Origin of the sequence: Streptomyces sp. NPDC005752 (genome assembly GCF_040630715.1) — a bacterium.
Classification (GTDB): domain Bacteria; phylum Actinomycetota; class Actinomycetes; order Streptomycetales; family Streptomycetaceae; genus Streptomyces.
The window spans coordinates 22177-43100 of the sequence record NZ_JBEXYB010000007.1 but is presented as its reverse complement, the minus strand read 5'-3'; the positions used below and the strand labels follow the sequence as shown (position 1 = coordinate 43100).

The window sequence follows — 20924 nt, the reverse complement described above, 5'->3', positions numbered from 1 at the left end:
CAGGCCACGCGGCCGCCGGAGGTCACCGCAGGACGCCCTCCAGGAAGTCGCTGCCCAGGCGTGCCACCACCGTCAGGTCCAGCGAGTGCAGGACGTACCGGCCGCGCCGGCGGGTGGTGACCAGGCCCGCCTTCTTGAGCACCGCCAGGTGGCGGGAGACCTCGGGGGACGTGATGCCGTGCGAACCGGCGAGCTCCCCGGTGGTGTAGGGGGAGCGGGCCAGGTTGCGGCAGATCCGCATCCGCAGGGGGTGGGCCAGGGCCTCCATCCGGAGCTGGAGCAGCTCGACGGAGGCGGGGGAGGGCAGCTCGGGGCGGTGCACCGGGTAGACGATCACGGGACGCCAGCCGGGGGCGTGCAGCACCGTCAGGTGCGGCCAGCCGAAACTGGTCGGGATGAGGGTCAGACCGGTGCCCGTCGCCGATGCCGTCGCCTCGGTCAGCTTGTCGGCGCTGATCCTGCCGGTCTCCTCGTCCAGCGACAGGGCGGCGGAGACCGCGCCGAGGGCCGCGCCGACCCCCTTGCGCCGCAGCACCTCGGTCTTGTGCCGGGCGTCCGCCGCCAGCTGGACCTGGGCCCGCCGCCAGGTGTCTGCGAAGAACGCCTGGTCGCAGTCCTCGAGGAGACGCCGGACCCAGCCGCGTACGGAGGCGGGGTCGGCCAGGAGCTCACGGGTGAAGTCCACCTGCCTCGGTCCCCGGGCGGCTGCCATGTCGAGCGCGCGGGCCCGCATCCCGGCGTCGGCGAGCGGGGAGGGCGCCCCCGTCCCGTACAGGCTCGAGCAGGTGAACTCCAGCGCGGCCGAGACGAACCGCTCGTCGTCGAGCCTGTCCAGGACGTCCAGGTCCTCGGCGAGGGTCGAACCGGTCCTGCCGTCTCCGCCGCGTACACCGGCGAACGGCATGAAGATGTCCGAGAACGTGGTCCGCCACAGGAACCCCGCCTCGTGCAGCCGGTCCGCGAGGTCCGGCTCGAGGGCCGCGGAGGTCGCCGTCGCCCAGCCGTGCAGGCCCGGGTGGTGCCCGGGCTCGGAGAGCGCGTGAAGGGCGAGTCCCAGCTCCGCCAGGGGAGAGGTCTCGAAAACTATGCGCTCGGGGGGCAGGCCCGCGATGTCGATATGCACGCTCACCGCTCCATGGTGCGGGTGCGGGGGCGGCAGCGGGTTCCACTTGACGGGGGCCGTCAATCCACGGGCGTGCCCGCCGGTCCGGGGTCACGCTGGATGCATGGACATCGTTCAGCAGCACATGCTCGACAGCTGCCGGGCCGCGCAGCACGGTGAGGGGCCGCCCCCGCTGCCCGGTTCACATGACCGGGAGATCCTGCGCATGATCCGAAGGCGTATCCGCGCCTGGACGGCCGCACACCGGCCGCCCCTCCCCTGAAGCGGCCGCGCGCCGGAAGTCCGCGGCGCCCGTGACGCAGGCGCTCCGGACGCTTGAGTCCCCGAAGGGCTTCAGGCCAGTCGCCCCACGAAGTCCGACACCGCGTCCCGTACGTCGTCGGCCGTCCACTCCAGCCCCGGCGCCGCCACCGTGACCTCGGTGAACGAGAGCCCGGGCGGTCCCGCCGGAGCCGGGGACCAGTGGCGGAAGAGGGTTACGCCCGTCTCCTCGGCCTGCCGCACCGATGCCTCGTCCAGCACGTCCGCGGCGTACGGCAGCCACACGTGGAACTGGTGTGTGTGGGGCGGCTCGGGGTGAACCCGGAACCATGGCACCGCCAACCCGGCGAAGCCCTCCGCCAGTGCCCCGGCGACCGTCTTCGCCTGTGCCACGTAGGACGGCAGCCTCGGCAGCTCCCGCTCCAGGCCGAGCAGGGCGGACAGGGCCGCCGGGTACTGCTGGAAGATTTGGCCGCCGTACCGGTGGCGCCAGGTCCTCGCCTCCTCGACGAGCGACTCGGGGCCGGCCAGCACCGCTCCGGACAGGCCGTCCAGGGACTTGTAGAACGACACGTACACGCTGTCGGCGAGTGCCGCGATCTCCGGCAGGCCGCGCCCGAAGTGCGAGGCGCACTCCCAGAGGCGCGCTCCGTCCAGGTGCACCACCGCGTCCCGCTCCCGCGCGGCGGCCACGACGGCCTCCAGCTCCTCCCAGGAGGGCAGGACGAAGCCGGCGTCCCGGAGCGGCAACTCCAGCATCAGGGTGCCGAACGGTTCGGGGAGGTCCCGGACCTCCTCCGCGGTCGCCTGCCGGGGCGCGGTCGTCGGGTGCACCGTGCGCAGCCCGCTCACCGACGCGAGCGCGCCGCGCTCGTGCACCTCCGGGTGGGAGAGCGGATGCAGGGCCACGACCGGACTGCCCGTGCGCCCCGCCCAGCACCGCAGCGCGATCTGCTGGGCCATCGTCCCGGTCGGGAAGAACGCGGCGGCCTCCATGCCCAGCAGTTCCGCCGTGCGCCGCTCCACCTCGGCGACGACCCCGTCGCCGTACAGATCCGTCCAATCGTCCAGGTCGTGGACCGTGCCGGCGTCGGCGGCCAGTGCGGCCAGCCGTTCGGCCAGTGTGTGGTTCGCGGACATCCGTGCCAGCACCTTCGTCGACCCCTTCCACGCGGTCAGTGCACGGTGCCGTTGCTTCTGCTCGTCGGTGTTTCCCATGGGACGATCATCGCCCGGGCCACAGGCGCCGCACACCCGGATTTCTCCGGCGTCAGAAGTTATCCACAGGATGTGGACGGCCGGTGGGCATGCCGAAACGCTGGCGTAGCATGCAGAGAAGTCGTCCGGTACCCCCCGCGGACTGGAACGGAAGGCCGTAGCCGCGTGAACGCATCAATCTCCAAGGAAGCCCTCGACGCGAGGGACCGCCCCGCCCGCCTCACCGTCGGCGTCGTCGGCGCCGGCCGGGTCGGCCCCGCCCTCGCCGCCGCCCTGCAGCTCGCCGGGCACCGCCCGGTCGCGGTGTCGGGTGTCTCCGACGCATCGGTGCGCCGGGCAGCAGCACTGCTCCCCGACGTCCCCCTGGTCACCCCCGCCGAGGTCCTCGCACGCGCCGAGCTCGTGCTGCTGACCGTCCCCGACGACGCGCTGCCCGGTCTGGCCGAAGGTCTCGCCGAGACCGGCGCCGTGCGGCCGGGCCAGCTGCTCGTCCACACCTCCGGGCGGTACGGGACGAAGGTGCTCGACCCCGCGCTGCGGGCAGGCGCCCTCCCCCTCGCCCTGCATCCGGCGATGACCTTCACCGGCAGCTCGGTCGACGTCCAGCGGCTGGCCGGCTGCTCCTTCGGGGTCACCGCCCCCGAGGAGCTCAGGCTCGCCGCCGAGGCGCTCGTCATCGAGATGGGCGGTGAGCCCGAATGGATCGCCGAGGAGTCCAGGCCGCTCTACCACGCGGCACTCGCCCTGGGAGCGAACCACCTGGTCACCCTCGTCGCGCAGTCGATGGACCTGCTCCGCCAGGCGGGCGTGGGCGCTCCCGACCGGATGCTCGGCCCTCTGCTCGGGGCCGCGCTCGACAACGCCCTGCGCTCCGGTGACGCGGCGCTGACCGGCCCCGTCGCCCGGGGCGACGCGGGGACGGTGTCCGCGCACATCCGGGAGCTGCGGGCGCACGCCCCGCAGACGGTGGCCGGATACCTCGCCATGGCGCGCGCCACGGCTGACCGGGCGCTGGACCACGGCCTGCTCAAGCCGGAGTTCGCTGAGGATCTCCTCGGCGTCCTGTCCGACAGCGGCGCCGTGGCCGGAACGAACGGAAGACACGGCCCGGACGAGTCCGGACCGGGGGAGAAGCGATGAACACCGCACCCGCCACCCTGCTGCGCTCCACCGCCGAGCTGAACGCCCTCGGCCGGTCCGCCGGGGCGCGCCGCTCCGTCGTGATGACGATGGGCGCGCTCCACGACGGCCACGCCACCCTGATCCGCGCCGCGCGGGCCGCCGCGGGACCGGGCGGGCAGGTCGTGGTCACCGTCTTCGTCAACCCGCTCCAGTTCGGCGAGGCCGCCGATCTCGACCGTTATCCCCGCACTCTCGACGCCGACCTCGCCGTCGCCTCCGAGGCGGGCGCCGACGCGGTCTTCGCCCCCTCCGCCGACGAGGTCTATCCCGGCGGTGAGCCCCAGGTCAGGATCACCGCGGGGCCCATGGGCGAGCGACTGGAAGGAGCCGCCCGCCCCGGGCACTTCGACGGCATGCTCACCGTCGTGGCCAAGCTCCTCCACCTCACCCGGCCGGACGCGGCGTTCTTCGGCCAGAAGGACGCCCAGCAGCTGGCACTGGTCCGCCGCATGGTGCGCGACCTCAACTTCGGCATCGACATCGTCGCGGTGCCGACCGTCCGCGATCCGGACGGTCTCGCCCTCTCGAGCCGTAACCGCTTCCTCTCCGCCGAGGAGCGCCGGACCGCGCTGGCCCTGCCCCGGGCCCTGTTCGCCGCACGCGACCGGCTGGCCGCTCAGCAGACGCTCCACGCCCGCGCCCGGACGGTCCCGGACCGTGGGGGCCGGGCCGCCGCACTCAACCGGCTGGGAGAGGCCCGTGCGGCCGCCGACACGCAGGCCGTGGCGCTCGCCCGGCCGACCGTCGTGCCCGCCGCGGTGCTGGCCGCCGCACGATCCGTCCTGGACGAGGCGGCCGGGGAAGAGGTGCCCCTCGCCCTGGACTACGTGGCGCTCGTGGACCCGGCGGACTTCACCGAGGTCCCCGACGGCCGTGTCAGCGGTGAGGTGGTCCTCGCCGTCGCGGCGCGGGTGGGAGCCACCCGCCTGATCGACAACATCCCGCTGACCCTCGGAGCCCTCACATGACCGGCATACGGCTGAACGCACCCGCCCCCGGCTGGGCCATCGACGCGGACGTGGTCGTGGTCGGCTCCGGCGTGGCAGGTCTCACCACAGCACTGCGCTGTGCCGCGGCGGGCCTCGCGACCGTCGTCGTCACCAAGGCCCGTCTCGACGACGGCTCGACCCGCTGGGCCCAGGGCGGCATCGCAGCCGCGCTCGGCGAGGGCGACACCCCCGAGCAGCACCTCGACGACACCCTGGTCGCCGGGGCCGGCCTGTGCGACGAGACCGCCGTGCGCACCCTGGTCTCGGAGGGCCCCGGCGCCGTACGCAGACTGATCGACACCGGCGCGCACTTCGACACCACCGACACCGGGGCGATCGCGCTGACCCGCGAGGGCGGCCACCACCGCCGCCGCATCGCGCACGCGGGCGGCGACGCGACGGGTGCCGAGATCTCCCGTGCCCTGGTCGAGGCGGTCCGCTCGGCCGCCCTGCGCACCATCGAGAACGCGTTGGTCCTGGACCTGCTCACGGACGCCGAAGGCCGTACCGAGGGCGTCACCCTGCACGTCATGGGCGAGGGGCAGCACGACGGGGTCGGCGCCGTCCGCGCCCCGGCCGTGGTGCTCGCCACCGGCGGCATGGGCCAGGTCTTCTCCGCCACCACCAACCCGCCGGTCTCCACGGGCGACGGGGTGGCGCTCGCGCTGCGGGCGGGCGCGGAGGTGTCGGACCTGGAGTTCGTCCAATTCCATCCGACCGTCCTGTTTCTGGGCGCCGGTTCCGAGGGCCAGCAGCCGCTGGTGTCCGAAGCGGTAAGGGGCGAGGGCGCCCATCTCGTCGACGCCTCCGGCACCCGCTTCATGCTCGGGCAGCACGAGCTGGCCGAACTGGCGCCGCGCGACATCGTCGCCAAGGCCATCACCCGCCGGATGCACCTGCTGGGCGCCGAGCACATGTACCTCGACGCGCGCCACTTCGGTGCCGAGATGTGGGAGCAGCGCTTCCCGACGATCCTCGCCGCCTGCCGCTCGCACGGCATCGATCCCGTCACGCAGCCGATACCGGTGGCCCCCGCCGCGCACTACGCCTCGGGCGGTGTGCGTACGGACCTCCGCGGCCGTACGACGGTCCCCGGCCTGTACGCCTGCGGCGAGGTCGCCTGCACGGGTGTGCACGGTGCGAACCGGCTGGCGTCCAACTCCCTCCTGGAGGGCCTGGTCTTCGCCGAGCGCATCGCGGCCGACATCGTGGGCGGGCCCCGGACCGGCTCCGGGGACGCCCCCCGGCGCACGCCCGTGGCGGACGCGGCCGCAACCCACACCGTCCCGCTGCTCACGGCGGAGTCCCGGACGGCGATCCAGCGGATCATGACCAAGGGCGCGGGGGTCGTCCGCTCCGCCGACAGCCTGGCGGCCGCGGCCGGTGAGCTGGAGGAGCTGCAGCGTGCCGCGGACGCCGCCGGGGAGGACGGTCCGAAGGACGCCGTGCCAGGGGTGGAGGCGTGGGAGGCCACGAATCTGCTCCTCGTGTCACGGGTGCTGGTCGCCGCCGCCCGTGCGCGGGAGGAGACCCGCGGCTGCCACTGGCGCGAGGACCGCCCTGACCGCGACGACACCGCGTGGCGCCGCCACCTAGTCGTCCGTACCGCCCCCGGCGAGCCGCCCGTCGTCCGCACGACGGACAGTGCCGCGTTCCCGCCCGTACGTCCCGGAGACCCGGCAGACTCCGCAGACACAGCGCTGTCCGAACCGTCCGGCAGTCCCCGCACCAACCCCGCCGACGCCCCCGAGGAGCCGTAACCGTGAGCACGCCCGAAGAGAATCCGCGCCCCACACCCGTGGACGTACCGCTGATCCACATCGGCGTACCCGCCGAATCCGGGGGCGGCTGCGGCGACGGCTGCGGCTGCGGCGACGGTTACGACCCCGACGGCCTGGAGTGCGGTCTCGACCCTGCCCTGGCCCAGCTCCTGGCCGACGCCGGACTGGACCCGGTGCAGGTCGAGGACATCGCCCACGTCGCGATCGAGGAGGACCTGGACGGGGGCGAGGACGTCACCACCGTGGCGACCGTCCCGGAGGACTCCGTCGCCACCGGTGACTTCACCGCGCGTGAGGCAGGCGTCGTTGCGGGTCTGCGTGTCGCCGAGGCCGTCCTGTCCATCGTCTGCACCGACGAGTTCGAGGTCGAGCGCCACGTCGAGGACGGCGACCCCGTCGTCCCCGGACAGAAGCTGCTGACGGTCACCACCCGCACCCGCGACCTGCTCACCGGCGAGCGCAGCGCGCTCAACCTGCTCTGCAGGCTCTCCGGGATCGCGACCGCGACCCGCGCCTGGGCCGATGTGCTCGAAGGCACGAAGGCGAAGGTCCGGGACACCCGGAAGACCACTCCGGGGCTGCGCGCGCTGGAGAAGTACGCGGTGCGTTGCGGAGGCGGGGTCAACCACCGGATGTCGCTCGTGGACGCGGCGCTGGTCAAGGACAACCACGTCATCGCGGCGGGCGGCGTCGCCGAGGCGTTCACACGGGTCAGGAAGACGTTTCCGGAGCTCGCGATCGAGGTCGAGGTCGACACCCTGGAGCAGGTCCGCGAAGTGCTCGACGCGGGTGCCGACCTCATCCTGCTGGACAACTTCACGCCGTCGGCGACGGCCGAGGCGGTCGCCCTCGTCGGTGGCCGTGCGGTGCTGGAGTCCTCGGGCCGGCTGTCCCTCGACTCCGCCCGCGCCTACGCCGAGGCCGGCGTGGACTACCTGGCCGTCGGCGCCCTGACGCACTCCTCGCCGATCCTCGACATCGGCCTGGACTTCCGTGACACCGCGGCGGAGACGTACGGGGCCGGCGCCTGATGCTGCTCACCATCGACGTCGGCAACTCCCACACCGTCCTCGGCCTGTTCGACGGCGAGGAGATCGTCGAGCACTGGCGGATCTCCACCGACGCCCGCCGCACCGCCGACGAGCTGGCCGTCCTCCTCCAGGGCCTGATGGGCATGCACCCGCTGCTCGGTGTCGAACTCGGCGACGGGATCGAGGGCATCGCGATCTGTTCGACCGTCCCCGCCGTTCTGCACGAGCTCCGCGAGGTCACCCGCCGCTACTACGGCGACGTCCCGGCGGTCCTCGTGGAGCCGGGCGTCAAGACGGGCGTGCCGGTCCTCACGGACAACCCGAAGGAGGTCGGCGCGGACCGCATTATCAACGCGGTCGCCGCCGTCGAGCTCTACGGCGGCCCCGCCATCGTCGTCGACCTCGGCACGGCCACGACCTTCGACGCGGTCTCCGCGCGGGGTGAGTACACGGGCGGGGTGATCGCGCCGGGCATCGAGATCTCCGTCGAGGCCCTTGGAGTGAAGGGCGCCCAGCTCCGCAAGATCGAGCTGGCGCGGCCCCGCAGTGTGATCGGCAAGAACACCGTCGAGGCCATGCAGTCAGGCATCGTGTACGGCTTCGCCGGTCAGATCGACGGCGTGGTCGAGCGCATGAAGAAGGAGCTGGCGGCCGATCCCGACGAGGTCACCGTCATCGCGACCGGGGGCCTTGCTCCGATGGTGTTGGGTGAGTCCTCCGTCATCGACGAGCACGAACCCTGGCTGACGCTCATCGGGCTGCGCCTCGTCTACGAGCGCAACATCGCCAGGATGTAGACGCGCCCGTAGCCACCTGCGGGAACGACTCGGCGGCCCGGCGCCCGACGCCGCGCCGCCGAGCGGTTAGTTAAGCGGATTTTGTCCATTTAGCACGTATTGTCGCGTCATGCCCACGCCCTACGGATCACGCGGCGGCATGGCGTTCAGCGCGGACGAGCTCCGGGTGCTCCGACGCGCTCTCGCCAACGCCCTCCACCCCACGCCCCTGCCGGAAGAGGATGTCCAGGACTGCCTGCGCCTCGCGGGCGCGGTGGACGAGGCGGTGAGCGAGGCGGGTCGGCTGCGCACCTTCCTCCTCGCCGATCTCGCCCGCTACCGCGACGCGCTCCCCGGCTCGCTCAGTGGCTATCTGGAGCTCCTCCAGGACGCCCTCGCGGCCGGCTACGACCCGCGCCCCGACGACCTCGCCGCCCTGCGCGCCCAGCGTGCGGGGCCGGTCGCCGCGGCCCTGCTGGAGCGCTGCCAGGTGCTTGCCGAGCGCTCGGTGCGGGCTCGTCTCGCCGGCCGTGCCGTGTCCGTCACGGCGCCCGCACCGCGCAGCAGGCTGCTGGCCCTCCCCGGGGGCCTGTCGGCGGCCAAGGAGCCCGAGCGGCCGAAGGTCCCGTCGAAGCCCGCCGTGCCGGCTCGCCCGGCGGCCCCGGGCGAGCGCCCGATGCCCAAGCCGTCCGAGGTCTTCCCGCCCCGGCGCAGGCCCGCGCCGGCGCCCCCGCCCGAGGAGCGCGCCGTCTCCTGAGCGGTCCTGGGTCCGGAGGAGGGGTGCCCGGGAGTGGCCGGAATGCCGGGCTCGCTACCCTGGACGGCATGGACTACGTATCCGCGCTCGTTCCCCCCGTGGTGATGGCCGTCTTCTTCATCGGCCTCGTCAGGACGATCATCAAGAGCCAGGGCGGGCCGAACAAGGCCAAGGAGGACGCCGCCGTGGACGCGGCGCTCGCCCGTGCCGAATCGGTCAAGCAGGTTCCGCGGCCCGAGGGCGTCTGACCCGGACCGAGCACGAAGGGCGCACGGCTTCTCCGGAGCTGTGCGCCCTTTTGCCATCCCTGAATTATCCCATTCCCGGACATATAGCACTAAGGTGATGCTGTGCCTCGCCAATTGGGAGAGCTGGAAGACGCCGTGATGACACGGGTCTGGCAATGGAACCGCCCGGTCACCGTGCGGGAAGTTCTCGAGGATCTTCAGCGGGAGCGGTCCATCGCCTACACGACCGTGATGACGGTAATGGACAATCTCCATCAGAAGGGCTGGGTGCGCCGGGAAGTGGACGGCCGGGCATATCGATATACGGCGGTCTCCACCCGCGCCGCATACTCGGCCGCACTGATGAACGAAGCCTGGTCGCAGAGTGACAACCCCGCGGCGGCGCTGGTCGCCTTCTTCGGCATGATGTCCGCAGAGCAGCGCGAGGCTCTCCGGGATGCGATCCGCGTCGTCTCGCCGACCTTCCCCGAACCGGCCGGGAGTCGTCCCGATGACGGGACCGCGGCCGATGAAGCACCGCCGGAGAGCGGGCGATAGCGTCGGGGGATGTCCTCAGAGCAGCCGCAAACCGAGCACCGTACCGAGTCGCAAACCGGAGCCCATAGCCGACCGGAAACCCGATCTCGCGCAGATGTTCATACCGGCCCGTCGGTAAATAAACCGGCCATCACCGTCCGCCGCGCCAGGACCAGCGATGTCGCGTCCGTACGCGGGCTCCTCGACGGCTACGTCTCCGAAGGCATCCTGCTCGACAAAGCGACGGTGACCCTTTACGAGGACATCCAGGAGTTCTGGGTGGCCGAACGCGACGAGGACGCCCGAGTCATCGGCTGCGGCGCACTGCACGTGATGTGGGAAGACCTCGCCGAAGTCCGTACTCTCGCCGTGGATCACGGCATCAAGGGCGCCGGAGTGGGACACCAGGTCCTGGACAAGCTCTTGCAGACCGCGCGCTGGCTCGGTGTCCGCCGAGTTTTCTGCCTCACGTTCGAAGTCGACTTCTTCGCCGCGCACGGCTTCACGGAGATCGGGGAGACTCCGGTCGACGGAGATGTCTACAGCGAGCTGCTGCGTTCCTATGACGAGGGTGTCGCAGAGTTCCTGGGTCTCGAACGAGTGAAGCCGAACACCTTGGGCAACAGCCGGATGCTTCTGCACCTGTGAACGGCTGAAGTCGCCGGAACCCTATGTCCGAATCGCGCATGTTTCCCGTGCTCTTGTGCGCCTGAACCTCTCCCGGGGGTTTGTGTTTTCCGGAGAAAAGCGGTTTCCTTTCCGCGTACTCAATTTTTCGATGAAAGGAAATCCGGTGGCACAGAAGGTTCAGGTCCTTCTTGTTGATGACCTCGACGGCGGCGAGGCGGACGAGACCGTGACGTTCGCTCTGGACGGCAAGACGTACGAGATCGACCTCACCACGGCCAACGCGGACAAGCTGCGCGGCCTTCTCGAGCCGTACACCAAGAGTGGGCGTCGCACCGGTGGCCGTGCCGCCACGGGTCGTGGCAAGGGCCGCGCGGTTACCGGTGGCAACAAGGACACGGCCGAGATCCGTAGGTGGGCGCGAGAGAACGGCCACAACGTGAATGACCGCGGCCGCGTTCCCGCGGAGATCCGTGAGGCTTACGAGAAGGCCAACGGCTGACCTGTCGGCCGATGGGTCCACAGGCACGTCCTGGCATGCGCCAGCCTGGCACGGTGGCATTCCGTCGCCGCCGCGTCCACGAGTCGTACGAGATCGGGAGCATCCCCACCCCTGCTCCCGAGGCCGCCCAGGGCCGGGAGCGTCCGTTCCGCCTCCTTGCGCGATCCGGGGGGCCGCAGCCAGAACGCGGCCCCCGGCGAGCCCGCCGTCCTGCCCGGCGGTACGGGAGCCGTGATGTGCCCGCCGCTGCCGATCGCCGACAGGTCGAGGGCGATTCCGCCCCACTCCAGCCAGGCGAGCAGTCCCGGCAGCTCGTCGGCGGTGCCCGCGGCCACCAGCAGCCGCATCCGCCGACCCTCCAGTGCCACCGGGCCGGCGCGTCCGATCCGACGCAGCGCCGCGTGGCCTGCCGCGGCGGGCAGCTCGAGCACGTCGAAGCTCAGCCCGGTCGGTAACCGCACGGGCGCCGTACCTGCCGTGGCCCAGCCGAGCTCGCGGGCGTACCACTGCGCGCGGTCGTCGGATTCCTTCGACGAGCGGGGAGGCGGGACGAGGGTGGCCATGTCCGATGAACCGCCGAAACACCCGTGAGGTTACGCACCGTTCGTGATCGAATCCTCTGCGTGTCCATGGCGGGGGCGTGCGGAAGCGTCCGGCGGCGCGAAGTTGTTCGCCCGTAGCGGAGGAAACAGGGGTGCGCCGCATGGACTGTCAGTGAGTGCGGGTAAGACATGCCTAGTGGGAAGGGGCGACACGCGGGCAAAAACGTCTCACGTTCGCCATCGGCGTACTGGCGAAAGGGCTATCTGCCTGGCCTGCGGGAACATCGTCTCGCACCATCGGGTTGGAGCAGTTGTCGGCGTTCGGGGCAGGAGGCCTTCGCGGGTGTCGGCAGTTGAAATGAGCGGTCCCCGCTTGCGGGACTAAGCTGCGGAAGGACAGGGAGGGGACCGACCCCTTACTGCCTGACCGCTCTGAGGAGCGATTAACGATGTTCGAGAGGTTCACCGACCGCGCGCGGCGGGTTGTCGTCCTGGCTCAGGAAGAAGCCCGGATGCTCAACCACAACTACATCGGCACCGAGCACATCCTCCTGGGCCTGATCCACGAGGGTGAGGGTGTCGCCGCTAAGGCCCTGGAGAGCCTCGGGATTTCGCTCGAGGCGGTCCGCCAGCAGGTGGAGGAGATCATCGGTCAGGGCCAGCAGGCCCCGTCCGGACACATCCCCTTCACTCCCCGGGCCAAGAAGGTCCTGGAGCTGTCGCTCCGCGAGGCACTTCAGCTCGGCCACAACTACATCGGCACCGAGCACATCCTGCTCGGCCTGATCCGCGAGGGCGAGGGCGTCGCCGCCCAGGTCCTCGTGAAGCTGGGTGCCGACCTGAACCGGGTGCGGCAGCAGGTCATCCAGCTGCTCTCCGGGTACTCGGGAGGCAAGGAGGCCGCCACAGCGGGCGGCCCCGCGGAGGGCACACCCTCCACGTCCCTGGTGCTCGACCAGTTCGGCCGGAATCTCACCCAGGCCGCTCGCGAATCCAAGCTCGACCCGGTCATCGGGCGCGAGAAGGAGATCGAGCGGGTCATGCAGGTGCTGTCCCGCCGTACGAAGAACAACCCGGTTCTCATCGGCGAGCCCGGCGTCGGCAAGACGGCGGTCGTCGAGGGCCTGGCCCAGGCCATCGTCAAGGGCGAGGTGCCCGAGACCCTCAAGGACAAGCACCTCTACACCCTTGACCTCGGCGCCCTGGTGGCGGGTTCCCGCTACCGAGGTGACTTCGAGGAGCGCCTGAAGAAGGTCCTGAAGGAGATCCGCACCCGCGGCGACATCATCCTGTTCATCGACGAGCTCCACACCCTGGTGGGTGCGGGTGCCGCCGAGGGCGCGATCGACGCGGCGAGCATCCTCAAGCCCATGCTGGCGCGGGGCGAGCTCCAGACCATCGGCGCCACGACGCTCGACGAGTACCGCAAGCACCTGGAGAAGGACGCCGCGCTCGAGCGCCGCTTCCAGCCCATCCAGGTCGCGGAGCCGACGCTGCCGCACACCATCGAGATCCTCAAGGGTCTGCGTGACCGTTACGAGGCCCACCACAGGGTCTCCATCACGGACGAGGCGCTGGTCCAGGCCGCCACCCTGGCCGACCGCTACATCTCGGACCGCTTCCTGCCGGACAAGGCGATCGACCTGATCGACGAGGCCGGTTCCCGGATGCGTATCCGCCGGATGACCGCGCCGCCGGACCTCCGCGAGTTCGACGAGAAGATCGCGGGCGTCCGCCGCGACAAGGAGTCGGCGATCGACTCCCAGGACTTCGAGAAGGCAGCTTCGCTCCGCGACAAGGAGAAGCAGCTGCTGGCGGCGAAGGCCAAGCGGGAGAAGGAGTGGAAGGCCGGCGACATGGACGTCGTCGCCGAGGTCGACGGCGAGCTCATCGCCGAGGTCCTGGCAGCCTCCACCGGTATCCCGGTCTTCAAGCTGACGGAGGAGGAGTCCTCGCGTCTGCTGCGCATGGAGGACGAGCTCCACAAGCGCGTCATCGGCCAGAAGGACGCCATCAAGGCCCTCTCGCAGGCGATCCGTCGTACGCGAGCCGGTCTGAAGGACCCGAAGCGCCCCGGTGGCTCGTTCATCTTCGCCGGCCCGTCCGGTGTCGGTAAGACGGAGCTCTCGAAGACGCTCGCCGAATTCCTCTTCGGTGACGAGGACGCGCTGATCTCCCTCGACATGTCGGAGTTCAGCGAGAAGCACACGGTTTCCCGCCTCTTCGGCTCGCCCCCCGGTTATGTGGGTTACGAAGAGGGTGGCCAGCTCACCGAGAAGGTGCGCCGCAAGCCGTTCTCCGTCGTCCTCTTCGACGAGGTCGAGAAGGCCCACCCCGACATCTTCAATTCCCTGCTCCAGATTCTGGAGGACGGTCGTCTGACCGACTCCCAGGGTCGGGTCGTGGACTTCAAGAACACGGTCATCATCATGACGACCAACCTCGGGACCAGGGACATCTCCAAGGGCTTCAACCTGGGCTTCGCGGCTCAGGGCGACGTCAAGACGAACTACGAGCGGATGAAGGTCAAGGTCAACGAAGAGCTCAAGCAGCACTTCCGGCCCGAGTTCCTCAACCGTGTCGACGACACGGTGGTCTTCCACCAGCTCACCGAGGAAGACATCATCCAGATCGTCGACCTGATGGTCGACAAGGTGGATGAGCGCCTCAAGGACCGCGACATGGGCATCGAGCTCAGTGCCGAGGCCAAGTCGCTCCTGGCGAAGAAGGGCTACGACCCCGTGATGGGCGCCCGGCCGCTGCGCCGGACGATCCAGCGCGAGATCGAGGACATCCTCTCCGAGAAGATCCTCTTCGGCGAGCTGCGTCCCGGTCACATCGTGGTCGTGGGCACCGAGGGCGAAGGGGACGAGAAGAAGTTCTCGTTCCGCGGTGAGGAGAAGTCGGCACTGCCCGACGTCCCGCCGATCGAGCAGGCAGCGGGCGGCGGTCCGAACCTGACGAAGGAAGCGTAGGGCGCGTAGCGCCTGAGCGTTGAAGGGGCTGCCCCGGACCGGCCACGGTCCGGGGCAGCCCCTTCTTCCGTTCGCGGGGCCGGGTCCGGGGCCGCCGAGTCCGGACCCGGCCCGGCGAGGAGCGCACGGGCCCGGTGTCCCTCTGCCGGGGAGGCGAGGCGGCTGTGCCCGGTGCGGGCACGGCCCGACGCGGCCCCGGCCGGGGGCCACGGCAGGCGCGCTGGCGGGCCGCACACGATCCGCCTGCTGCCGTAACTGCCCGGCTGCTGCTGTGTCGCTGTGTCGCTGTGTCGCCGTGCTGCCGTGATGCCCGTGTCATGCGGCTGCGGCTGCGGGCTGGGTGTCACCGTGCTGCCGCAGGATCTGTCGTGCCGTGCCGAGCAGCAGTTCCCTGGCCGTGATCGGCCCGCCGTGCTGACCGGCAGGGGCGCTGGGGCCGGACCGCCGTCAGGCCGGCGTGTACGGGCCCGGCGGGCAGGGGACGTCACCGCCTCGGGCCCGGCCGGGCAGGGGACGTCACCGCCTCGGGCCCGGCCGGGCAGGGGACGTCACCGCCCGAGTCCGCCGTGGCGTACTCGGGCCTCCACCCTCCGGACGTCATACCGGCCTTCCCGTCGTGGCGCCGCACCACCGGACCCGGGCTCAGGGCGCTCTCGGGAGCTGAGAGGGCTGCCCCGCCCTCACGGGAGCCGCGCCCCGCCAGGAGCCTCCCCGGCGACGCAGCCGGACCTGCGCGGGGCGCCGAGGTGTGGCCGGTCCGCGCGGACGCCGGGCCTCCGTCGCCCGAGCGAGACCCCTGACGCACCGCCGTCGAACGCCGGTTCCGCGCGGTGACGGCCCACGGTGCCGAAGGTCCCGAAACGGACAGGCTTCCGGCCCACCGCCGGTGACAAGGCGCACAGGCTCTCGGAGGCCAACTACGCGTCTTAGGAGAAGTGGGGGTGACCGGCCCCGGGACCTTGGACCCGCCCCGACGAGACTTTCGGCGCTTAAGGGCGATATGCCGCCTTTTCTGGCCCCCGTCCCGGGAGGGTGACTCTGGAACAGGGGCTAAACCCGGATCACCGAAAATCCCCGCAAGATCATCATCGGTCGGCGGCCCGGGTGACGCACCGAATTCCCGACCCCCCGACTACGGCTTTTGATCGTAGATGGGTGGTTTGGGCGTTGCCGGGGGTGCGGGTTACCAAGGTGGAGCAAGCCCGGTCGAGCACCGGGTCCCAGTCACCCCGGAGGTTCTCCCGTATGTCGAAGCGCGTTACGTTCCAGCACTCCCGCCGCCCGTCCATGTCCCGCGTCAGTGGCGCCGTCGTGGCCGCCGGCCTGGGTGCGTCGATGGTGTTCGGTGCGGGCGCGGCGTTCGCGTCCGGCACGACGGACACCGCGGCCCGCGCCGCCGCGACCGCCGCCGACTCCGTCGCCCTGCAGGCGACCGCCCAGGGCAAGGCCGCCGAGAAGGCGAAGGCGGACAAGGCCGAGAAGGCCGACGCCAAGAAGAAGGCGGCCGCAAAGAAGAAGGCCGCGGCCAAGAAGAAGGCCGCTTCGTGGGAGGCCCCGGTCAGCCACTACGAGCTGAGCGCCACCTACGGCACGGGCGGCGACCGCTGGGCCAGCAAGCACTCCGGTCAGGACTTCGCGGTCCCGATCGGCACCAAGGTCGAGGCCGCGCACTCCGGCCGCGTCGTCAAGGCCGGCCCGAACGGCGGCGGCGACGGTCCCGCGTACGGCAACGCGATCGTGATCAAGCACGCCAACGGCAAGTACTCGCAGTACGCGCACCTGTCCAAGATCGACGTCAAGATCGGCGACCGCGTGAAGACGGGCGACAAGATAGCCCTCTCCGGCAACACCGGAAACTCCAGCGGCCCGCACCTGCACTTCGAGATCCGGAACTCGCCCAACTACGGTTCCGCGCTCGACCCGGTGTCGTACCTGAAGTCCGTGCACGTCCACATCTGACGCACATCCCGCAGCCGCCGGGTCAGGCGGTGGGCCCCGGGTCATGGGCCTTGGTCACCAGTTCGAAGGCGACCTCGAGAGCAGCCTCGCGCTTCTCCTCGGGGTCGCCTTCGGCGTCTCTGAGAGCCAGCATTCCGGCGTGCATCGCGAAGAGCGCGGTGAAGCAGCGCACCTGGTCGGTCAGCGGGGCCTCGGGGTCCTTGATCAGGTCCACCAGGGCGACGACCCTGCTCTTCATGGTGTGGCCGATGCTCAGCTCGCGTACCGTCGCCTGGTTCTCCTGCATGAAGACGAAGAGCGGCGCGGCGGCCCGCAGGGCCTCGCTGTAGCGGACCAGGATCTCCTTCTTGGTCTCCAGGGTCCGCGGCTGCTCCTTGCCCCACTCCAGGATCTCCTCGACCGGCCGGTTCAGGTCGTCGAAAATGCTGGTGAGGATGTCTTCCTTGGTCTTGAAGTGGTAGTACAGCGCCGCCTTGGTGACCTGCAGCTGCTCGGCGATCTCGCGGAGCGAGGTCTTCTCGTACCCCTGCTCGGCGAAGAGTTCCAGGGCGACGTCCTGAATGCGCTGGCGGGTGTTGCCCCGGCGCTGCTGCGGCGTGCTGCCCATGCGACTCTCCAAAGAACTTACTTGACGCCCGGCTAGTTACGGGTCTACTTTCCTCAGTGTAGCCAACTAGCCGGGCGGCAAGTAAGTGCCGGGTCGGTGGCAGACCAGGCATTCAGGGGATCAGGGGAACACGGCATGACGGAACTGAAGAAGGCGACGGCCACCTCGGCCGGGCCACAGGGGCGCAGCGTCAGGGTGGTGGTCCTCGCTCTGATGATCACGATGCTGCTGGCCATGCTCGACAACCTCATCGTCGGCACCGCCATGCCGACGATCGTCGGTGATCTGGGCGGCATGGAGCACCTGTCCTGGGTGGTGACGGCCTACACCCTCGCCACGGCGGCCTCCACCCCCATCTGGGGCAAGCTCGGTGACCTCTACGGACGCAAGGGCATCTTCCTCACGGCCATCGTGATCTTCCTGATCGGCTCGGTGCTGAGCGGAATGGCCCAGGACATGGGCCAGCTGATCGGGTTCCGTGCGATCCAGGGCCTCGGCGCGGGCGGCCTGATGGTCGGCGTCATGGCGATCCTCGGTGACCTGGTGCCGCCGCGGGAGCGGGGCAAGTACCAGGGCATGATGGCCGGCGTCATGGCTGTCGCCATGATCGGCGGACCGCTCGTCGGCGGAGCGATCACCGACCACCTGGGCTGGCGCTGGAGCTTCTACATCAATCTGCCGCTGGGCGCGGTCGCACTCGCCATGGTCACCGCGGTGCTGCACCTGCCCGTCAAAAAGCGGTCGACGGCCAGGGTCGACTACCTGGGCGCCGCGCTCCTCACCGTGGGCATCACCGCGATCGTGCTGGTGACCACCTGGGGCGGTACGGAGTACGCCTGGGACTCGGCCGTGATCATGGAGCTCATCGCGCTCGGCGTGGCCTCGCTCGTCGGCTTCCTCTTCGTCGAGACGAGGGCGGCCGAACCGATCATGCCGCTGCACATCTTCCGCAACCTCAACTTCAGTCTCATGTCGGTGATCGGCTTCATGGCCGGCTTCGTGATGTTCGGAGCGGTGCTCTTCCTCCCGCTCTACCAGCAGTCCGTCCAGGGGGCGACCGCGACCAACTCCGGCCTGCTGCTCCTGCCGATGCTGCTCTCGATGATGATCGTCTCGCTCGTCGCGGGGCGGATCACCACGAGCACAGGCAAGTACAAGATCTTCCCGATCCTGGGCAGCGTCCTGATGGTCGCGGGGCTGTTCCTGCTGGCCACCATGGACACCGCCACCACACGCTTCACCTCCGGCGTCTACATGGCGGTGCTGGGCGCAGGCATGGGCTTCCTGATGCAGATCACGATGCTCGTCGCCCAGAACAGCGTCGAGCTCAAGGACATGGGCGTCGCCTCGTCCGCGACCACCCTCTTCCGCACGCTGGGCAGCTCCTTCGGCGTCGCGATCATGGGTGCGCTGTTCACCGGGCGGGTGCAGGACGAGATGGCGGCGCGCGGAGGCGGTGGAGCGATGGAGCAGTCCGCGCAGCTGGACGCCACGAGCCTGGCGAAGCTGCCGGACGCCGCTCGTGAGGCGTACGAGTACGCCGTGGCCTCGGGGACGCACATCGCCTTCCTGGTGGGCGGCTCCGTCGCGGTGGTGTCCCTGGTGGCGGCGTTGTTCGTCAAGGAGGTCCCGTTGCGCGGCACGGTGAAGCCGACCGCGTCGTCGGAGGGGGACGGCGACGGCACGGCGTCCTCCCTGGCCGCGGCCAAGAAGGCGCAGGCCGTCTGAACCGCCACTGGCGCGGGTGGGCCCCGGAGACGGCACGACGTCTCCGGGGCCCACCCCTTTCCTCCCTCAGTCCGTTCCCGCCTGCCGCAGGACGGGAAAGCTGCCGGTGTTCGTCGGCGCGTGTTCGGGCAGCCACAGCACGGCGACCGCCCCGCCCGTGCCGCCGCCCAAGTCGCCGACGGGGCCCGCGTTGCGGAACGTCAGCCTGGCCCCGAGGACCCGTGCCTGCCCCGCGGCGATGGTCAGCCCCAGACCGTGACCGCGACCGGCCCGGTCACTGCTGCCCGTACGGAAGCGGCTCGGCCCCTCCCGCAGCAGTGCCTCGGGGAAACCGGGCCCGTGATCGCGGACCCGCACCACCCGGCCCTCGACCGTGACCTCGACCGGTCCGGCCCCGTGCTTGGCGGCGTTGCCCAGCAGATTGCCCAGGACGCGTTCCAGCCGCCGTGGGTCGGAGGAGACCCAGGACTCGTGCACCACCCGCACCGTGATCTCGGGGTCCAGCAGCCGGATCCGCCGGCTCACGAACTCGCCGAGCTGCAGCTCCTGCAGCTCGGCCCGCTCCGAGGCGCTGTCCAGTCTGGCCACCTCCAGGACGTCCTCGACCAGCGTCCGCATCGCCTGGGCCCGGTCCCGTACGAGCTCCGTGGGCCGCCCCGGGGGCAGCAGCTCGGCCGCGGTGAGCAGCCCTGTCACCGGGGTGCGCAGTTCGTGGGCGATGTCCGCGGTGACCCGGCGTTCCGCCTCGATGCGCTCGTTCAGCGCGTCGGTGAGCGCGTCCACGGCCCGGGCGAGCTCATCGGTTTCGTCCCGTACGACCCCGCCGACGGCCTCCCGCACGCGTACCTCCGTGTTGCCCTGGGCGACCTTGCCGGCCGCTGCCGCCGCCTTGCGCAGCCTCCTGGACAGCTGGCCGCCGATCAGGACGCCCAGTGCGCAGCCGCCGAAGACGACCGAGACCGAGCCGATGACCAGCGCCCGGTCGAGGTCGCCCATGATCGTGGTGCTGCGGTCGGCGAAGCGGGTGTGCAGGGACAGGACGTCGCCGTTGGCGAGCGGGACGGCCGCCCAGACGTCCGGTACCCCGTCCGCGTTCTCGTCGACGTGGGTGGCGCGCCGGTTCTCGCGGGTCTGGTCGCGCAGGCTCGCCGGCAGCGACGGATCGTTGATCTTGGCTCCGAACTTCGGCAACGGTTTCTGCGTGTTCGTCGCCTCGTACAGCCGCTGGGCGAACAGCAGCCGCTCCAGCTGCACCTCACGCGCGTTCTCCAGCATCGAGACGCGGGCCGCGTTGTGGACGACGAGGCTCAGCGCGAGGGCGATGAGCGCGCCGACGGCGGCGATCGCGATGCTGATCTTCCAGCGGACACCGGTCCGCAGCGCCAGCCGCCTCATGCGCGCAGCTTGTAGCCGAAGCCGCGGACCGTCTCGATCCGGTCCTGCCCGATCTTGGTGCGCAGCCGCTGTACATGGACGTCGACGACACGGGTGTCCCCGCCCCAGCCGTAGTCCCAGACCCGCTCCAGGAGCCTGTCCCGGGAGAGCACCGTGCCGGGCGCCGAGGAGAATTCGAGCAGCAGCCGCATCTCCGTCGGTGTCAGACCCACGTGCGCGCCCGCCCGGCTCACCTCCATGCCCTCGGTGTCGATCTCCACGTCGCCGAAGACGAGCACCCCGCTCGGCACGTCCGGCTCCCCGCCGTTCCCGGCGGGTGTTCCGCCCGTACCCGCCGCGTGGCCGAAGCGCCGCAGCACGGCGCGGATGCGGGCGACGAGCACCGCACCGTCGAACGGCTTGGTGACGTAGTCGTCGGCCCCGGCCTCCAGGCCGAGGACCACGTCGATCGCGTCGGCCCGTGCCGACAGCATGATCACGGGAACGGTCGACTCGTCGCGGATGCGCCGGCAGAGGCTGACCCCGTCCAGGCCCGGCACCATGACGTCCAGCAGCGCGATGTCCGGACGGTCCGTCCGGAACGCCTCCAGACCCAGCAGGCCGTCGGGCACCGCGGTGACCGTGAAGCCGACCCGCTCCAGGGCGAGCTGGGTGGCCTCGCGGATGACGTCGTCGTCCTCGACGAAGAGGACATGGGTCTCGGCCAT

Annotated in this window: 20 protein-coding genes; 14 read left to right on the top strand and 6 right to left on the bottom strand. The window is 70.8% G+C overall.

Annotation, left to right across the window (positions count from 1 at the left end; all coding sequences use genetic code 11):
* Nucleotides 1-22 precede the first annotated feature (22 nt).
* Entirely contained in the window at nucleotides 23-1123 is a 1101-nt protein-coding gene (locus ABZ441_RS08190; protein WP_358969948.1) for a DUF5937 family protein, read from the bottom strand.
* 103 nt (nucleotides 1124-1226) lie between these two features.
* Between ABZ441_RS08190 and ABZ441_RS08185 the strand changes: the two genes are divergently transcribed.
* Nucleotides 1227-1385 (top strand): hypothetical protein, encoded by a 159-nt coding sequence (locus ABZ441_RS08185; protein WP_358969680.1) that lies wholly within the window; start codon nucleotides 1227-1229, stop codon nucleotides 1383-1385.
* A gap of 71 nt (nucleotides 1386-1456) precedes the next feature.
* Here the strand turns inward: ABZ441_RS08185 and ABZ441_RS08180 are convergent, their stop codons facing one another.
* Entirely contained in the window at nucleotides 1457-2602 is a 1146-nt protein-coding gene (locus ABZ441_RS08180) for a beta-eliminating lyase-related protein (RefSeq protein ID WP_358969678.1), read from the bottom strand.
* A 165-nt stretch (nucleotides 2603-2767) separates the two neighbouring features.
* Between ABZ441_RS08180 and ABZ441_RS08175 the strand changes: the two genes are divergently transcribed.
* From ABZ441_RS08175 to ABZ441_RS08130, 10 genes are all read left to right on the top strand, one after another.
* Nucleotides 2768-3742, top strand: a complete 975-nt coding sequence (locus tag ABZ441_RS08175) for a DUF2520 domain-containing protein (protein ID WP_358969676.1) — start codon at nucleotides 2768-2770, stop codon at nucleotides 3740-3742.
* Nucleotides 3739-4752 (top strand): pantoate--beta-alanine ligase, encoded by a 1014-nt coding sequence (gene panC / locus ABZ441_RS08170; RefSeq protein WP_358969675.1) that lies wholly within the window; start codon nucleotides 3739-3741, stop codon nucleotides 4750-4752. The genes ABZ441_RS08175 and panC overlap by 4 nt, the downstream gene beginning before the upstream one ends.
* Nucleotides 4749-6533 (top strand): L-aspartate oxidase, encoded by a 1785-nt coding sequence (locus tag ABZ441_RS08165; protein ID WP_358969673.1) that lies wholly within the window; start codon nucleotides 4749-4751, stop codon nucleotides 6531-6533. Before panC ends, ABZ441_RS08165 begins: the two co-directional genes overlap by 4 nt.
* 2 nt (nucleotides 6534-6535) lie before the next feature.
* Complete coding sequence (gene nadC / locus ABZ441_RS08160; RefSeq protein WP_358969671.1) at nucleotides 6536-7585, top strand: carboxylating nicotinate-nucleotide diphosphorylase; 1050 nt, start codon at nucleotides 6536-6538, stop codon at nucleotides 7583-7585.
* Entirely contained in the window at nucleotides 7585-8382 is a 798-nt protein-coding gene (locus ABZ441_RS08155; protein WP_031091045.1) for a type III pantothenate kinase, read from the top strand. The genes nadC and ABZ441_RS08155 overlap by 1 nt, the downstream gene beginning before the upstream one ends.
* 139 nt (nucleotides 8383-8521) lie before the next feature.
* Nucleotides 8522-9118 (top strand): hypothetical protein, encoded by a 597-nt coding sequence (locus tag ABZ441_RS08150; protein WP_358969946.1) that lies wholly within the window; start codon nucleotides 8522-8524, stop codon nucleotides 9116-9118.
* A gap of 68 nt (nucleotides 9119-9186) precedes the next feature.
* On the top strand, nucleotides 9187-9366 hold the full coding sequence (locus tag ABZ441_RS08145) for a hypothetical protein (protein WP_205018800.1): 180 nt from the start codon (nucleotides 9187-9189) through the stop codon (nucleotides 9364-9366).
* A 102-nt stretch (nucleotides 9367-9468) separates the two neighbouring features.
* Nucleotides 9469-9903 carry a BlaI/MecI/CopY family transcriptional regulator gene (locus ABZ441_RS08140; protein ID WP_358969668.1) on the top strand — a complete coding sequence of 145 codons (435 nt, stop codon included), beginning with the start codon at nucleotides 9469-9471 and terminating at the stop codon, nucleotides 9901-9903.
* A gap of 129 nt (nucleotides 9904-10032) precedes the next feature.
* Complete coding sequence (locus ABZ441_RS08135; RefSeq protein ID WP_078597586.1) at nucleotides 10033-10530, top strand: amino-acid N-acetyltransferase; 498 nt, start codon at nucleotides 10033-10035, stop codon at nucleotides 10528-10530.
* A gap of 145 nt (nucleotides 10531-10675) precedes the next feature.
* Entirely contained in the window at nucleotides 10676-11011 is a 336-nt protein-coding gene (locus tag ABZ441_RS08130) for an Lsr2 family protein (RefSeq protein WP_205018798.1), read from the top strand.
* On the opposite strand, the gene ABZ441_RS08125 is transcribed toward ABZ441_RS08130, so the two are convergent.
* Nucleotides 10990-11574 (bottom strand): SCO3374 family protein, encoded by a 585-nt coding sequence (locus ABZ441_RS08125; protein WP_358969667.1) that lies wholly within the window; start codon nucleotides 11572-11574, stop codon nucleotides 10990-10992. The genes ABZ441_RS08130 and ABZ441_RS08125 overlap by 22 nt on opposite strands.
* A 428-nt stretch (nucleotides 11575-12002) precedes the next feature.
* Between ABZ441_RS08125 and ABZ441_RS08120 the strand changes: the two genes are divergently transcribed.
* Nucleotides 12003-14528 carry an ATP-dependent Clp protease ATP-binding subunit gene (locus tag ABZ441_RS08120; RefSeq protein ID WP_205018796.1) on the top strand — a complete coding sequence of 842 codons (2526 nt, stop codon included), beginning with the start codon at nucleotides 12003-12005 and terminating at the stop codon, nucleotides 14526-14528.
* 1245 nt (nucleotides 14529-15773) lie between these two features.
* Nucleotides 15774-16487, top strand: a complete 714-nt coding sequence (locus tag ABZ441_RS08115; RefSeq protein ID WP_358969664.1) for a M23 family metallopeptidase — start codon at nucleotides 15774-15776, stop codon at nucleotides 16485-16487.
* Nucleotides 16488-16509: 22 nt separating this feature from the next.
* On the opposite strand, the gene ABZ441_RS08110 is transcribed toward ABZ441_RS08115, so the two are convergent.
* Complete coding sequence (locus tag ABZ441_RS08110; RefSeq protein ID WP_358969662.1) at nucleotides 16510-17094, bottom strand: helix-turn-helix domain-containing protein; 585 nt, start codon at nucleotides 17092-17094, stop codon at nucleotides 16510-16512.
* A gap of 135 nt (nucleotides 17095-17229) precedes the next feature.
* Between ABZ441_RS08110 and ABZ441_RS08105 the strand changes: the two genes are divergently transcribed.
* Nucleotides 17230-18822, top strand: coding sequence for an MDR family MFS transporter (locus ABZ441_RS08105; protein ID WP_358969660.1), 1593 nt, complete (start codon nucleotides 17230-17232; stop codon nucleotides 18820-18822).
* Between the two features lie 66 nt (nucleotides 18823-18888).
* On the opposite strand, the gene cseC is transcribed toward ABZ441_RS08105, so the two are convergent.
* The gene (gene cseC / locus ABZ441_RS08100) at nucleotides 18889-20217 is read right to left on the bottom strand and encodes a two-component system sensor histidine kinase CseC (protein WP_358969658.1); all 1329 of its coding nucleotides are present in this window, start codon (nucleotides 20215-20217) and stop codon (nucleotides 18889-18891) included.
* Nucleotides 20214-20924 (bottom strand): two-component system response regulator CseB, encoded by a 711-nt coding sequence (gene cseB / locus ABZ441_RS08095; protein WP_358969656.1) that lies wholly within the window; start codon nucleotides 20922-20924, stop codon nucleotides 20214-20216. Before cseB ends, cseC begins: the two co-directional genes overlap by 4 nt.

Excerpts from the sequence above, each read along its gene's own strand:
- ABZ441_RS08185 (WP_358969680.1), top strand. The coding sequence starts at position 1,227 with ATGGACATCGTTCAGCAGCACATGCTCGACAGCTGCCGGGCCGCGCAG.
- ABZ441_RS08180 (WP_358969678.1), bottom strand. The coding sequence starts at position 2,602 with ATGGGAAACACCGACGAGCAGAAGCAACGGCACCGTGCACTGACCGCG.
- panC (WP_358969675.1), top strand. The coding sequence starts at position 3,739 with ATGAACACCGCACCCGCCACCCTGCTGCGCTCCACCGCCGAGCTGAAC.
- ABZ441_RS08165 (WP_358969673.1), top strand. The coding sequence starts at position 4,749 with ATGACCGGCATACGGCTGAACGCACCCGCCCCCGGCTGGGCCATCGAC.
- ABZ441_RS08155 (WP_031091045.1), top strand. The coding sequence starts at position 7,585 with ATGCTGCTCACCATCGACGTCGGCAACTCCCACACCGTCCTCGGCCTG.
- ABZ441_RS08150 (WP_358969946.1), top strand. The coding sequence starts at position 8,522 with ATGGCGTTCAGCGCGGACGAGCTCCGGGTGCTCCGACGCGCTCTCGCC.
- ABZ441_RS08145 (WP_205018800.1), top strand. The coding sequence starts at position 9,187 with ATGGACTACGTATCCGCGCTCGTTCCCCCCGTGGTGATGGCCGTCTTC.
- ABZ441_RS08125 (WP_358969667.1), bottom strand. The coding sequence starts at position 11,574 with ATGGCCACCCTCGTCCCGCCTCCCCGCTCGTCGAAGGAATCCGACGAC.
- ABZ441_RS08120 (WP_205018796.1), top strand. The coding sequence starts at position 12,003 with ATGTTCGAGAGGTTCACCGACCGCGCGCGGCGGGTTGTCGTCCTGGCT.
- ABZ441_RS08115 (WP_358969664.1), top strand. The coding sequence starts at position 15,774 with ATGTCGAAGCGCGTTACGTTCCAGCACTCCCGCCGCCCGTCCATGTCC.
- ABZ441_RS08110 (WP_358969662.1), bottom strand. The coding sequence starts at position 17,094 with ATGGGCAGCACGCCGCAGCAGCGCCGGGGCAACACCCGCCAGCGCATT.
- ABZ441_RS08105 (WP_358969660.1), top strand. The coding sequence starts at position 17,230 with ATGACGGAACTGAAGAAGGCGACGGCCACCTCGGCCGGGCCACAGGGG.
- cseC (WP_358969658.1), bottom strand. The coding sequence starts at position 20,217 with ATGAGGCGGCTGGCGCTGCGGACCGGTGTCCGCTGGAAGATCAGCATC.
- cseB (WP_358969656.1), bottom strand. The coding sequence starts at position 20,924 with ATGGCCGAGACCCATGTCCTCTTCGTCGAGGACGACGACGTCATCCGC.